This is a genomic window from Parazoarcus sp. PS-13 R2A, assembly GCF_057621855.1.
On the sequence record NZ_JBYEXN010000002.1, the window covers coordinates 263503 to 277305 of the forward strand.

12 protein-coding genes are annotated in these 13803 nt (G+C 65.8%); 5 read left to right on the forward strand and 7 right to left on the reverse strand.

Going from position 1 to position 13803, the window contains the following annotated elements:
* Window positions 1-122 precede the first annotated feature (122 nt).
* Window positions 123-1250 carry an aminotransferase class V-fold PLP-dependent enzyme gene (locus AC22G6_RS03080; RefSeq protein WP_487365576.1) on the forward strand — a complete coding sequence of 376 codons (1128 nt, stop codon included), beginning with the start codon at window positions 123-125 and terminating at the stop codon, window positions 1248-1250.
* 127 nt (window positions 1251-1377) lie between these two features.
* Here the strand turns inward: AC22G6_RS03080 and AC22G6_RS03085 are convergent, their stop codons facing one another.
* Window positions 1378-1542, reverse strand: a complete 165-nt coding sequence (locus AC22G6_RS03085; protein ID WP_487365577.1) for a hypothetical protein — start codon at window positions 1540-1542, stop codon at window positions 1378-1380.
* 114 nt (window positions 1543-1656) lie between these two features.
* Here AC22G6_RS03085 and gcvA point away from each other — a divergent pair, with 114 nt between their 5' ends.
* On the forward strand, window positions 1657-2640 hold the full coding sequence (gene gcvA / locus AC22G6_RS03090) for a transcriptional regulator GcvA (RefSeq protein WP_487365578.1): 984 nt from the start codon (window positions 1657-1659) through the stop codon (window positions 2638-2640).
* A 13-nt stretch (window positions 2641-2653) separates the two neighbouring features.
* Here gcvA and AC22G6_RS03095 read toward each other — a convergent pair whose 3' ends face one another.
* The 6 genes from AC22G6_RS03095 to AC22G6_RS03120 form a co-directional block, all read right to left on the reverse strand.
* Window positions 2654-3886, reverse strand: coding sequence for an MFS transporter (locus AC22G6_RS03095; RefSeq protein ID WP_487365579.1), 1233 nt, complete (start codon window positions 3884-3886; stop codon window positions 2654-2656).
* A 5-nt stretch (window positions 3887-3891) separates the two neighbouring features.
* Window positions 3892-7023, reverse strand: coding sequence for an efflux RND transporter permease subunit (locus tag AC22G6_RS03100; protein ID WP_487365580.1), 3132 nt, complete (start codon window positions 7021-7023; stop codon window positions 3892-3894).
* 1 nt (window position 7024) lies between these two features.
* Window positions 7025-8557: an efflux RND transporter periplasmic adaptor subunit gene (locus AC22G6_RS03105; RefSeq protein ID WP_487365677.1), complete on the reverse strand. Its 1533-nt coding sequence runs from the start codon at window positions 8555-8557 to the stop codon at window positions 7025-7027.
* Window positions 8558-8577: 20 nt separating this feature from the next.
* Complete coding sequence (locus tag AC22G6_RS03110) at window positions 8578-9855, reverse strand: TolC family protein (RefSeq protein ID WP_487365581.1); 1278 nt, start codon at window positions 9853-9855, stop codon at window positions 8578-8580.
* 168 nt (window positions 9856-10023) lie between these two features.
* Entirely contained in the window at window positions 10024-10374 is a 351-nt protein-coding gene (locus AC22G6_RS03115; protein ID WP_487365582.1) for a copper-binding protein, read from the reverse strand.
* Between the two features lie 64 nt (window positions 10375-10438).
* Window positions 10439-10939 carry a cupredoxin domain-containing protein gene (locus tag AC22G6_RS03120; RefSeq protein ID WP_487365583.1) on the reverse strand — a complete coding sequence of 167 codons (501 nt, stop codon included), beginning with the start codon at window positions 10937-10939 and terminating at the stop codon, window positions 10439-10441.
* Window positions 10940-11191: 252 nt separating this feature from the next.
* Here AC22G6_RS03120 and AC22G6_RS03125 point away from each other — a divergent pair, with 252 nt between their 5' ends.
* The 3 genes from AC22G6_RS03125 to AC22G6_RS03135 are packed head-to-tail and all read left to right on the forward strand — an operon-like array spanning window position 11192 to window position 13763.
* Window positions 11192-11872, forward strand: a complete 681-nt coding sequence (locus AC22G6_RS03125; protein WP_487365584.1) for a heavy metal response regulator transcription factor — start codon at window positions 11192-11194, stop codon at window positions 11870-11872.
* Between the two features lie 2 nt (window positions 11873-11874).
* Complete coding sequence (locus AC22G6_RS03130; RefSeq protein ID WP_487365585.1) at window positions 11875-13260, forward strand: heavy metal sensor histidine kinase; 1386 nt, start codon at window positions 11875-11877, stop codon at window positions 13258-13260.
* A 35-nt stretch (window positions 13261-13295) separates the two neighbouring features.
* Window positions 13296-13763, forward strand: coding sequence for a DUF411 domain-containing protein (locus tag AC22G6_RS03135; RefSeq protein ID WP_487365586.1), 468 nt, complete (start codon window positions 13296-13298; stop codon window positions 13761-13763).
* Window positions 13764-13803: the final 40 nt, after the last annotated feature.

Sequence of the window (13803 nt, forward strand, 5' to 3'; positions counted from 1 at the left end):
ACCACGGCTGCGACAGGAGTGGTTACAATCATCGGCTAACGGCAGTTGCAATGACCGCCCTTCAACCGTCCCGGCAGGGCCCGTGTGCCACCGGGCGGCCAGGATATCAATAAGGAGGCACGATGCCCGCTTTGCTAGATAACGTCGATCCCGACGGCCTGCTCGAATACTCGGTGGTCTACACCGACCGCGCGCTCAACCACATGTCCAAGGCTTTCCAGGGCGTCATGCGCGACCTGTCGGCCATGCTCAAGCGCGCCTACAATGCCGATGCCGTGGCAATCGTGCCCGGTAGCGGAACCTTCGGTATGGAAGCCGTGGCGCGTCAGTTCGCCACCGGCAAGCGCGCGCTGGTGATCCGTAACGGCTGGTTCAGCTACCGCTGGACGCAGATCTTCGACATGGGTCGCATTCCCGAAACCGCTGTCGTGCTCAAGGCCCGCCCGGTGAACTCCGGCCCGCAGGCGCCTTTTGCGCCGGTGCCGGTCGAGGATGTGGTCGCCGCGATCCGTCAGCACAAACCCGACGTCGTGTTTGCGCCGCATGTCGAAACCTCGTCCGGCATGATCCTGCCCGACGACTACATCAAGGCCGTTGCCCAGGCGGTGCATGCAGAAGGCGGCCTGTTCGTGCTCGACTGCATCGCATCCGGCGCCATGTGGGTCGATATGGCTGAAACCGGTGTCGATATCCTGATCAGTGCGCCGCAGAAGGGCTGGACCGCATCGCCGTGCTGCGCGATGGTCATGTTCAGCAAGCTGGCGCGCGAGCGCATCGAGAATACCGCCAGCACCAGCTTTGCCTGCGACCTCAAGAAGTGGCTGCAGATCATGGAGGCTTACGAAGGCGGCGCACATGCGTATCACGCCACGATGCCTACAGACTCACTGGTCAAGTTGCGTGACGTGATGCAGGAAACCGAAGCCTACGGCCTGGAGAAGGTTCGCGCCGAACAGATCGAACTGGGTGCGAGGGTGCGCGAGCTGCTTGAGGGCAGGGGCATCCGGAGTGTGGCGGCCGATGGCTTCAAGGCGCCCGGTGTGGTGGTGAGCTATACCGAGGACGACGGCATCCGTACCGGCAGCAAGTTTGCTGCAGTCGGGGTGCAGAGCGCAGCAGGCGTGCCGCTGCAGTGTGACGAGCCGGCAGATTTCAAGACCTTCCGCCTTGGGCTGTTCGGTCTCGACAAGCTGCACAACGTCGAGCGCACCGTGACCAGCCTGAAGCAGGCGCTGGATCAGCTGCAGTAAGGCTGTTGCAGCCGTAAACGAAGCTGGCACGTCAGTTTGCGCAAGGGCGCGGCTGATGTGCCAGTTCGGTGTTTTCGATCAGATGCGTGCTGCCCGAGGGGGACTCGAGGGCAGCCACGGGTCAGGCTCAGCGATGAGCGTGACGCGAAGACAGGTTCAGTTTGTGCATGACGAAGGCAGCCAGTTGCTGGGCACTGCTGCGGCCGGCCGCGATCAGGCGGCCGAGCTCCTCGCTGCGGAGGCGGTTGGCCTCACGGACGATCGAGTCGATCTGTTCGGGCTTGTATTCCATTTTGACGCTCCTTTTACGTGTTCCCGTCGTGTGGGAACGGTGTAAATCTAGCGCGGATGTTGCGGCGCAACAAACGATGAATTGTCATCCGACGGATTAGAAAAACTCATCTGTATGGTCGAACGTCTTCCTCCGCTCAATGCCCTGCGTGCTTTCGAGGTCGCTGCCCGCAACCTCAGCTTTCGCCGTGCGGCAGAGGAGCTGTCGGTCACGCCGACCGCGATCAGTCACCAGATTCGCACGCTCGAGGAGCATCTCGGGGTTTCGCTGTTCCGTCGCCTGACCCGCGCGCTGGAGCTGACGCCGGAAGGCATGGCGATGCTGCCCAAGTTGCGCGAGGGCATGGACTGCTTCACGGCAGCGGTTGCGGCCGTGCGTGAGTGTGCGCCCGACCCGCGCCTGGTCGTGCTGGCGCCGCCATCGCTTGCGCTGCGCTGGCTGTTGCCGCGACTGCAGCGCTTTACCAGCATGTATCCGGATGTCGAGCTGCATCTGTCAGGCTCGGCGGCCATGATCGACCGCGGCGATGCGGCGCCCCAGCGTCTGCCCGACGTCGAGGCGGCACTCAGTAATGCGCCTGAAGTCTGGATTCGCAACGGTCACGGTCGCTATCCCGGCTGTCGCGTCGATCTGGTGCTCGAAACCGACTACACCGCGGTGTGCAGCCCGCAGCTGCTGCGTGGCAAGCTGCCATTGCGCAAGCCGGCGGACATGCGCTATCAGACGCTGATCCATGACGACACCATTCAGGATCTGCAGGAGCGGCCGAACTGGGCCGAGTGGCTGAAGGTGGCGGGTGTGAAGGGGGTGGATACGACGGCGGGGCCGCACTTCACCGACTCGGGTCTTGCCATCGCGGCGGCGCTGGGCGGGTTTGGCGTTGCGCTGCTGTCGCGGCCGCTCGTTGCCGCAGAGATTGCCGCAGGACAGCTGATCGCACCCTTCGACATATCGCTCGGGCGGCGCTTTGCCTACTACATTGTGACGCCGGAGGAGACCGCCGAGCGTCCGGTTGTTGCGGCGTTCCGCAACTGGCTCCTCAATGAATCGGGCATGAACCGCAAGGCGGAGCCTGAGTCCGGTGCGGGGCTGACCTAGTGGGTGTACATACCTAGGCGCCGCTGGCCGGTGTGCCAGCCCGGCGGGGCAGAAACGTCGCCAGCAGCGCAAGCAGGGCAAAGCCGGCGCCGGCGATGAATGTCCATTGTGCGCCGTGCAGTTCCCACAGCAAGCCGGCGAGCACGCTGGCCAGCAGCATCGCGAGGCCGCTGACGAGGTTGAAGAAGCCGTAGGCGGTACCGCGAAGTTCGGCAGGGGCGCTGTCGGCCACCATGCGCGCGAGCAGGCCTTGCGTCATGCCCATGTGCAGTCCCCACAGCGCAATGCCTGCCACCAGCGACGCCCAGTGCGTGCCGGAGGCGAGGATGAGGTCGGCTGCGATCAGCACCGCGAGCCCCAGTCCCAGCAACAGCGTGTGGCTCACGCCATCCGACAGCTTTCCGAAGGGGTAGGCGGTGAGGGCGTACACGACATTCATGCCAACCAGCACCAGCGGAGTCAGTGCGATCGCCAGTCCGCCATCGAGCGTCCGCAGCACGAGAAAGGCTTCGGAGAAGCGCGCCAGCGTGAACAGGGCCCCGATCGCGACCACCCACCAGTACGCTGAGGACAGCAGGCGCAGATTTTCGCGCTTGAGCGGATTGGTGCGCCTTGCCTGTGGGGGACGTTCGGGTTCGCGCACGCCGAACAGCAGCAGCGCCACCGACAGCACGCCCGGCACGATGGCGACCCAGAACACCGCACGAAAATCGTTTGCCCACAGCAGCATCAGCCCCATGGCGAGCAGCGGGCCGACGAAGGCACCGACGGTGTCGAGCGACTGGCGCAGGCCGAAAGCCGCGCCGCGCATCTCGGGTGGGGCGATGTCGGCAACCAGCGCGTCGCGCGGCGCACCGCGGATGCCCTTGCCGACACGGTCGATCAGCCGCGCACCCAGCACCAGACCGGGGCCGCTGGCGAGTGCGAACAGTGGCTTGGACAGTGCGCCGAGACCGTAGCCGAGCACTGCCAGCGGTTTGCGCTTGCCCCAGTAATCGGACAGCACGCCGGAGAAGACCTTCACGATCAGCGCCGTGGCCTCGGCCGCGCCTTCGATCAGCCCGACCACCAGCGTCCCCGCGCCCAGGCTGGTGACCAGGAAGACCGGCAGCAGGCTGTGGATCAGCTCGGAAGACACATCCATCAGCAGGCTGACAAAGCCCAGCATCCAGATCGCAGGTGGCAGCCCCGCCTTCGGAGACGGTTTGAGAGGAGAGGCTTCGCTCGCGGGGCCGGGGGCGCTCATGCCTGCTATATACGCCCCTCGCGCTTGAGTTGCCACTCCTTGACCAGGGCATACAGCGCCGGAATCACTGCCAGCGTCAGCACGGTGGAAGAAATCATCCCGCCCACCATCGGGGCGGCGATGCGGCTCATGACTTCCGAACCGGTGCCGGTGCTCCACATGATGGGCAACAGGCCGGCCATGATCGCAACCACCGTCATCATCTTCGGGCGCACGCGCTCCACCGCGCCGTCCATGATGGCGTGGTAGAGGTCGGCCGGGGTCGGGGCGAGACCTTCCGCAGCGCGTCTGGTCCGGATCTCCTTCCACGCCTGATCAAGGTAGATCAGCATGATCACGCCGGTTTCCGCCGCCACCCCGGCGAGCGCGATGAAGCCGACGGCCACCGCGACGCTCATCTGGTAGTCGAGCCACCACATCAGCCACACCCCGCCAACCAGCGCGAAGGGCACCGACAGCATCACGATCAGGGTTTCGCTCAAGCGGCGGAAGTTGAGATAGAGCAGTACGAAGATCAGCGCCAGCGTCAGCGGTCCGACCACGGCGAGCTTGGCCTTGGCGCGTTCCATGTTCTCGAACTGGCCGCTCCAGGTGGCGTAGTAGCCGGGCGGGAAGCTGACCTGTTCGGCCACCGCCTGCTGTGCGCGCTTGACGAAGGCGCCGATGTCGCTGTCGCGGGTGTCGACATAGACGTAGGCCGCAAGCAGCGCGTTCTCGGTGCGGATCGCCGGCGCGCCACGCTGCAGGCTGACCGTTGCCAGCTGGCCGAGCGGGATCGGACCGTTGGCGGTCGGCACATAGATCTCGGTGGCGATGCGCTGCGGGTCATCGCGCAGGCTGCGCGGGTAGCGCACGCTGACGTTGTAGCGCTCCAGCCCTTCGACGGTGGTGGTGACGCTGTCGCCGCCGAGTGCGGTCGCGACCACGTCGAGCACCATGCCGACGCTGAGGCCGTAGCGCGCGATCTGGTCGCGGCGCGGTTCGATATCCACATAGTAGCCGCCGGCGACACGTTCGGCGTAGGCGCTGGAGGTGGCGGGCAGGTTGCGCACGGCGGCTTCGACCTGGCGTGCCACCTGCTCAAGGGTGTCGAGGTCCTTGCCGAACACCTTGACCCCGACCGGCGTGCGGATGCCGGTGGAGAGCATGTCGATGCGGGCCTTGATCGGCATGGTCCACGAGTTGGCCAGACCGGGGAACTTGAGTGCGGCGTCCATCTCCGCGATCAATCCATCCACCGTCAGCCCGGCACGCCATTCGTCCCTGGGTTTGAGGTTGATGACGGTCTCGAACATCTCCAGCGGCGCCGGATCGGTGGCCGAGTTGGCCCGGCCGGCCTTGCCATAGACCGAAGCCACCTCTGGGAAGGTCTTGATGATGCGGTTGGTGGTGGCCAGCAGGCGTCCGGCTTCGGTCACCGACATGCCGGGCAGGGCCGCGGGCATGTAGAAGATCGCGCCTTCGTTGAGTGTGGGCATGAACTCCGAGCCGATCTGGCGCGCCGGGAAAACGGTTGCCGCCATTGCGACCAGGGCGACGAGGATGGTGAGCACCTTGAAGCGCATCACCTGGCCGATGATCGGGCGGTAGACCCAGATCAGGAAGCGGTTCACCGGGTTCTTCGCCTCGGGCAGGATGTGTCCGCGCACGAAGAACAGCATCAGCACCGGTACCAGCGTCACCGACAGCAGCGCCGCGCCGGCCATGGCAAAGGTCTTGGTGAAGGCCAGTGGCGAGAACATGCGGCCTTCCTGGCCTTCGAGCGTGAACACCGGGAGGAAGGACACGGTGATGATCAGCAGCGAGAAGAACAGCGCCGGCCCTACCTCCTTGCAGGCGCGGATGATGGTCTGCGCATGCTCCGCACGGCTGGCACCGGGCGGCAGGCGCTCGAGCCGCTTGTGGGCGTTCTCGATCATCACGATCGCCGCATCCACCATGGCGCCGATGGCAATCGCAATGCCGCCCAGACTCATGATGTTGGAGCCCAGATCGAGCGCGCGCATGGCGATGAAGGCGACCAGGATGCCCAGCGGCAGGGTGATGATGGCGACCAGCGCGCTGCGCACATGAAGCAGGAAGATGACGCACACCGCCGCCACGATCAGGCTTTCTTCCATCAGCGTCCATTTCAGGTTGGCGATGGCGTCCTCGATCAGCGTTGAGCGGTCGTACACCGGAACGATCTCGACACCTTCCGGCAGGCCGGGCGCGAGCTCGGCGAGCTTGGCCTTGACGCTGGCGATCACGTCGAGCGCATTCTGGCCGAAGCGCGCCATCACGATGCCTGAAGCGACTTCGCCCTCGCCGTTGAGCTCGGCGATGCCGCGCCGTTCGGCCGGCACCAGCTCCACCCGGCCGATGTCGGCCACCGTAACGGCCGTGCCGCCCGTGCTCTTGAGCACCAGGTTTTCGATGTCCTCCACGCCGCGCAGATAGCCGCGCCCGCGCACCATGTACTCCTTTTCCGCCATCTCGATGACGCGTCCGCCAACGTCGCGGTTGGAGGCGCTGATCACCTTGCCCACTTCGTCGAGGGCGATGCCGAAGGTGGCGAGGCGGTGCGGGTCGACCGTCACCTGATACTCGCGCACAAAGCCGCCGACGCTGGCCACTTCCGAGACGCCCTCGGCCTGGGTGAGCTGATAGCGCAGATACCAGTCCTGCAGGCTGCGGGTGTCGGCAAGCGACATGTTCTTGCCCGTCACCGCGTACTGGAACACCCAGCCGACGCCGGTCGCGTCAGGGCCAATCTGCGGTGCCACGCCGGCAGGCAGTCGGCCGGCCGCGGAGCTGAGATATTCGAGCACGCGCGAACGCGCCCAGTAGATGTCGGTGCCGTCCTCGAAGATCACGTACACATAGGACGCGCCGAACATCGAGAAGCCGCGCACCACCTTGGCCCGCGGCACCGCGAGCATCGAGGTCGTGAGCGGATAGGTCACCTGATCCTCGACCACCTGCGGCGCCTGTCCGGGATAGTCGGTGTAGACGATGACCTGCACGTCCGAGAGGTCGGGGATGGCGTCAAGCGGCGTCTTCTTGACCGCATAAAGGCCACCGCCGATCAGGAACAGCGTCGCCAGAATGACGAGAAAGACATTGCGCGCGGACCAGTCGATGACGCGATCCAGCATGTCAGTGGCTCCCGTGGGCGCTGTCGGACGCAGCGCTTGCGGCGCCTGGCTTCACCTTGTCGATGCGGGTGATGACGAATTCGCCCGGCGCACGTTGCTCGAAGGTGAAGCGAACCGGGGTGCCCGGCGCGATGCCGGCGGTCAGCTCGGGGGTGTCGAGGCCGAAATCCATGGTCATGTCCGGCCATTTCAGGGCGGGAATCGGCTCATGGGTGAAGGTCGCCGTGCCGCTTTCGGTGTCGGTGGCCTCGAATACGCCCGCGGCCTCGTAACTGGGGACTGCAGCTGCGTCCGCGTCGCTCAGGTTGGAGAGCGCGGCCTTGAGCTGACTCTCGGAGTCGATCAGGAAGTTGGCCGACACCACCACGCGGTCGCCTGCCTGCACGCCGTCGAGCACTTCGACCTCGGTGCGTCCGCGTTGTCCGAGCTTGACCGGCTGCGGCTTGAAGCGGCCCTCGTCGAGGGCGAGCAGCACGACCTGACGGGCGCCATCGTCGATCACTGCCGAAATCGGCACGGTCACGCGTGGCGCAGCGCCAGCGCTGGCCAGATCGACGTGCGCAAACATGCCCGGGCGCAGCAGCCCGTCACGATTGTCGAGCGTCAGTCGCACCGGCGTGGAGCGGGTGGCGCTGTTGAGCGTGGGGTAGAGATAATCGACGCGGGCCTCAAAGCTGCGTCCGGGAAAGGCGTCGAGGCTGATCGTCGCCGCTTGGCCGACCCTCACCCGGGCCAGGTCCTGCTCGAAAATGTCGGCGATGACCCACACGGTGGAGAGGTCGGCAATGCGGTAAATCGCCTCGCCTGCCATGAAGCGTGCCCCCTGAACCGCGCGTTTTTCCAGCACCACGCCATTGGCGGGGGCGTTGAAGGTCTGGCGCGACGGAACATTTCCGCCGGCCGGCGCCGCGATCTCCCAGTTGCGCAGGCGTCCGCGGGTGGCATCGGCGAGGCGGGCCGCCGATTCGGCGGCGACGGGGTCGTTGCCGGCGCTGCTGCGCTGCAGGCGTTCGGCAATATTCAGCTCCTCGCCTGCGGATTGCAGCTCGGGGCTGTACACCGAAAACAGCGGCTGGCCGCGGCGAACCGGGTCGCCCACGGCATTGACGTAAAGGCGTTCGATCCAGCCTTCGAAGCGGGGGGCAACGTCGACCACGGTGCGTTCATTGACTTCGATACGACCCACGGCGCGAACAACGGCGTCGAGCACCTTGTTTTCAGCCAGCGCGGTCTTCACCCCCAGGGTCTGTACCCGCGCAGGGCTGACACGGACCACACCGCTGTCGTCCGGGGCGTCGTCGGCATACACCGGAATGTAGTCCATCCCCATCGAGTCCTTCTTGGGCTCGGGCGAGGTGTCGGGCAGGCCCATCGGGTTGCGGTAATAAAGAATCTTGCGCGCCTCACCGCTGGCGTCGCCTTGCGCAGTGCCTGCAGGCGCTGCTGCCGTGTCCATCGCGTTGGGCATGGCATCGTTACGGCTGCCTGCCCAGTAGCCTGCGCCAAGGGCGAGTACGACCGCAAGTGCGGTCAGCGAGCGATTCAGGCCTGAATTCACGGCTGCTCTCCAGCAATTTTTTCGAGTTCGGTCAATGCAAGGCGTGCGTCGAGTTCGGCCTGCAGCAGGGCGAGGCGGGTGTCCACGAGCTGGCGCTCGGCTTCGAGCACGGTGTCGAAGTCGACGCTGCCGGCGGCAAAGGCAGAGCGGCTGGCGTCACGCGTGGCTTCCGCCTGCGGCAGCAGGGTGCCGCGCAACAGGCGCAGGCTGTCGTGGCCCGCGCTGTAGGCTGCATGTGCGCTGCCAAGCTCACCCTGCAGCTTCGCCTCCACCGCTTCGCGGCGGGCGTCGGCAGCCGTCAGCATGTAGGTCGCCTCGCGCTCGCGGGCCCGCCGTGCCGATTGCTGCAGCGGAATCATGACCTCGAACATCACATCCCATGATGGGTCGCCCCCGCGCGGACGGTTGTTGGTGAGGCCGATGCTGAAGTCCGGGTAGCGGTCGCGCCAGGTGCGGTCGCGCTCGAAGCGGGCGGCTTCAACGCCGGCGGCTTCGGCTGCGAGCAGCGGGTTACGGTCGCGGGTATGTGTCAGCAACTGGTCGATGGGCGGCAGGTCGACGAGCGGCGCCGGTTCCGCCGGTGCGGCAAGCGGGCTGTCCGGTGTGCGTGCGAGCAGTGCGTTGAGGGCGGCGGCGGCCGTGCGGCGGCGCTGCTCGACGGCAACCAGGGACAGGCGCTGGGCGGTGATCTCGCGTTGCGCGCGCAGTACGGCCTGCTGCGGCAGCAGGCCGAGGCGGTAGCGTGAAAGGGTGATTTCCTCAAGGCCTTGCAGCAGGCGCAGTGCGTCCCGGTTCAATACGGCTTCGCGGTCGGCTGCGTAGTAGCGCAGCCACGCGGCCTTGATGCTCGCGCTCAGCTCCAGCCACACTGCTTCGCGTCCGGCGTCGGCACGTCCTGCACGTGCGGTGGCGGCGCGGACGTCGAGTTCGCGTTTGCCCCAGGCGGGAAACGACTGCACCACGCTATAGCGGGTTTCGCCCACCTCGCCCGGCAGAATCGTTGTGCCGCCACCGCGCATGGTGTTGGTGGCGTCCATCAGTTCGATCTGGAATGCCGGGTCTGGCAGCGCGCCGGCGGGTTCGACGCGCTCGCGTGCAGCCTCGGCCTCGGCCCGTTCGGCGGCAAAGGCCGGGTTGTGGAGGCGGGCATGTTCGATCAGTCCGTCGACGCTGGCGCCGAGCATCGGGCCGTCGGCCAGCGCCGGCGCGGCACCGAGCAAGGCGCAGAGGACCGAAGTTGCCAGCAGTCGTCGGGGAAGGCGCAGATCAGTCATGGCGGCCTTGATGAAAGAGGGGTTCAGACAAGGAGTCGCTTGTGGTTCGCGTTCAGGCGAGGCGTGCGGGGCGGTTCCAGCAGCGGATTCGACGGTGCGCGCTGGTGTGTAGCCGGCCCGACCCGTGCTGCGCCCCGGCCCCGCGTGGAGCGATCACCGGGGGCGGATTTACTTGGCGGCTTCCAGCGCAGTCACGGTGAACGCGCCATCAATGCGTTCGGCAGTGAAACGGATCTTGTCGCCCACCTTCAGGTCTTTCAGCATGGCAGGATCGCTGGCGCGAAACACCATTGTCATCGGCGGCATGTCGAGGTTGGCAAGCGGGCCGTGGCTGATGGTGAGCTTGCCTGCAGCCGCGTCGAGCTTTTTCACCGTGCCCTCGGACATCATTCCGGCGGCGTCGTGCATGTTGCCCATGCCTGCCTGGTGCCCAGCGTGGTCGTTGCTGGCAAGTGCAGGGGCGCTGATCGCGAGAGTGGCGAAGGTGGCGACGGCAAGGGTGGCGAGGGTGGTTTTCATGGCTGTTCCTTATGTGGGTCTGTACGAGTGATTGCCGTGGCGGTGAATGACATTTGCCTCCGGCTCAACGGACGATGAGCGCGCCTTTCATGCCTGCCTGATAGTGGCCCGGCATCAGGCAGGCAAATTCGAATTCCCCTGCGCGGTTGAAGGTCCAGGTCATTTCCGCCTTCTCGCCGGCCGGGACGTGCGCCATCCACGGCTCGTCATGCACCATGTCTGGAAAACGCATCATCAGGGCCGCGTGCTCGGCGAGTGTTTCCGGCGTGCCGATGACCATCTCGTGCAGTACCGCGCCCGTGTTGTGGTGCTCGAAGCGGATGGTTTCGCCCAGCCTCACCGCGATACGGTCCGGGGTGAAGCGCATGTCGTCGCTCATTTCGATGCGGATCGTGCGGTGCGCCTTGCCGGGTGCGCCGGCAATTCCCCACGCCTGCTGCTCGGCGGCATCGGGTGTCTTTGCCTTGCCAGTGTGGGCAGCGTCGCCATGGGCACGCGCCAGGGAGGTGAAGCCAAGCAAGCCGCTGGCGATACCGGCAGCGATAAAGTGGCGGCGACTGGTCATGGCTGCCTCCGTTCGTGCCCGGGCAGAGTGGAAATTGCGTTGAAACTGTTGTTGTGGGCGCAAGAGGTCATGGATGGTCAGTCTTGGTAATAAGCGGGGCAACGAAGATACGTCCCCGACTTGTGCCACGCAATCTTGCCTGTCGGTGACGGACAGAAAGCTGACGCGAACATTACATCTTTGTAATCCTGGCTCGACGCTGAGCGGCGGCGGGCACAATATGGGGAACACTGCATTCGAGGCGGGCAAGCCGTGAAGATCCTGATTGTTGAGGACGAACCGAAAACCGGCGACTACCTGCGCCAGGGCCTGGTCGAGGCGGGCTTCGTGGTCGATCTCGCGCGCGACGGACTCGACGGTCTGCATCTGGCGCTTGGCGGCGGTTACGACCTGATCGTGCTCGACGTGATGCTGCCCTCGCTCGATGGCTGGGGCGTATTGCAGACCGTGCGCGGGCAGGGGCAGGAGATGCCTGTGCTCTTTCTTACGGCGCGCGACCAGGTCGAGGACAGGGTGCGTGGCCTGGAGCTGGGGGCCGATGACTACCTGGTGAAGCCGTTTGCCTTTTCCGAGATGCTTGCCCGTGTGCGTACCCTGTTGCGCCGGGGCAAGGCGAAGGAGCCCGAGATGCTGCGTGCGGCCGACCTCGAACTCGACCTCGTGCGCAGGCGCGTGCTGCGCGCGGGTGTGCGCATCGACCTCACCGCCAAGGAGTTCGCGCTGCTTGAGTTGCTGCTGCGGCGGCAGGGCGAGGTGCTGCCGCGTTCGCTGATCGCCTCGCAGGTGTGGGACATGAATTTCGACAGCGACACCAACGTGATTGAAGTGGCTGTGCGGCGGTTGCGCGCCAAGGTGGACGAGCCCTTCGAGCCGCGCCTGATCCGTACCGTGCGCGGCATGGGCTACGTGCTCGAAGCGACCGGGGAGAGCTGAGCGTGCGCGTTCCGCTGTCGCTGACCGCACGCCTGGGGTTGCTCTTCGCGGTACTCACCGCCTGTCTGCTTATTGTCGTCGGGGTCGTGCTCGGGCGTGCTGCCGAAGATCACTTTCGCGAGCTGGATGAGCACGAACTGTCGGGCAAGTTCAGCCTGATCGCCAAGCTGTTGAAGCGGGTGGGTTCTGCTGCGGAGCTGGAGGCGCTTCCGCAGGCGCTGGACGATGCCTTTACCGGTCACGACGGGGTGTCGCTGCTGATGCGCGACGATGAGGGCAGCGTGATCTACGCCCTCAACGCATCACAGTTTGCCCCTGCCCAACTCGCAGGCGAGGCTCTCGCCAATGGTAGCGGGGCGTGGCGGCTGGACGGGCGTGACTTCGTGGGGCGCGAAACAGTGCTGGAGATGCCGCTTTCCTCGCGTCCGGTCCGGGTGCTGCTCGGGCTTGATATTGTTCATCACACCCGCTTCCTCGACGAGGTGCGCATGCAGATGTGGATCGGTATCGCGGTGGCGACGGCCGTGGCCGCGCTGCTGGGCTGGCTGGCCGCGCACAGAGGTCTTGCACCCCTGCGCCGGGTGACTGAGGTGGCAAGGCGGCAGTCGGCGGATCGTCTCGGCGAACGCCTGATCGAGGGCGATGCGCCGGCCGAGGTGCGCGAACTGGTAGAGGCGCTCAACGGCATGTTCGAACGTCTCGAACAGTCCTTCCAGCGCCTCGCCGACTTCTCCGCCGATATCGCCCACGAACTGCGCACGCCGGTCTCCAACCTGATGACGCAGACCGCCGTCGCGCTGTCGCGTGCCCGCAGCACCGAAGAGTACCGCGAAGTGCTGGGCTCAAATCTGGAGGAGTACGAGCGCATCGCGCGCATGGTGAGCGACATGCTGTTTCTGGCGCAGACCGAGAACGGGCACCTGCCGCGACCCGCCGAAGTGGTGTCGCTGGCCGACGAGGCGCGTGCGCTGGCAGAGTTCTACGATGCGCTCGCCGAGGAACAGGGCGTGCGAGTCGAGGTCAACGGAGAAGCACGGGTCAGCGGCGACCGGCTGATGTTGCGGCGCGCGGTTTCAAACCTGCTGTCGAATGCCCTCAGGCACGCGTCGCGCGGAACAGGGGTGGACATCGATATTTCGGCATTGGGGGGTGAGGCCGTGCTGCGGGTGTGCAACGCCGGCGACAGCATCGCCCCCGAGCAGCTTGGCCGGATCTTTGAACGCTTTCACCGCGCAGGGCCGGAGCGTCACCGGCATGGCGTGGGCGCCGGACTGGGGTTGGCCATCACCCGCTCGATCGTCGAGGCCCACGGCGGGCGCGTGAGTGCAGTATCGGACGCGGGGCGCACGGCCTTTGAGATTGTCCTGCCGCTGGCGTCTTTTTCCTGATTGGCCCGGATATCAAACTGTCACAAGGAGGTTTCATGAACCAGCATTCCACACGATTCCGTCTTCCGCACCGACTCGCACTCGCCACCGCGCTGGTCGCGGCCGTATCGGTGTCGCCTGCACTGGCCGCCGGCGAGGAGGTGACGATGTACAAGGACCCGAATTGCGGCTGTTGCGGCAAATGGGCCGAGCACATGCGTGAGAACGGCTTCAAGGTGAAAGAGATCGCTTCAGCGCAGATGAGCGAAGTCAAGCGCAGCGCCGGCGTACCGCAGGCGCTCGGCTCGTGCCACACCGCGAAGGTGGGCGGCTATGTGGTCGAAGGCCATGTGCCGGCTGCAGATGTGAAGCGGATGCTGACCGAGCAGCCGAAGATCGTCGGCATCTCGGCGCCGGGCATGCCGATGGGCTCGCCGGGCATGGAGGGGCCGTATCCGGCCGATCGTTACAAGGTCGTCAGTTTCGGCAGCGACGGCAGTCACGAGGTTTTCGCCAGCCACTGAGAGCGGTGGCGCACCATCCCGCGCGGCCGTCGCTGCGCTT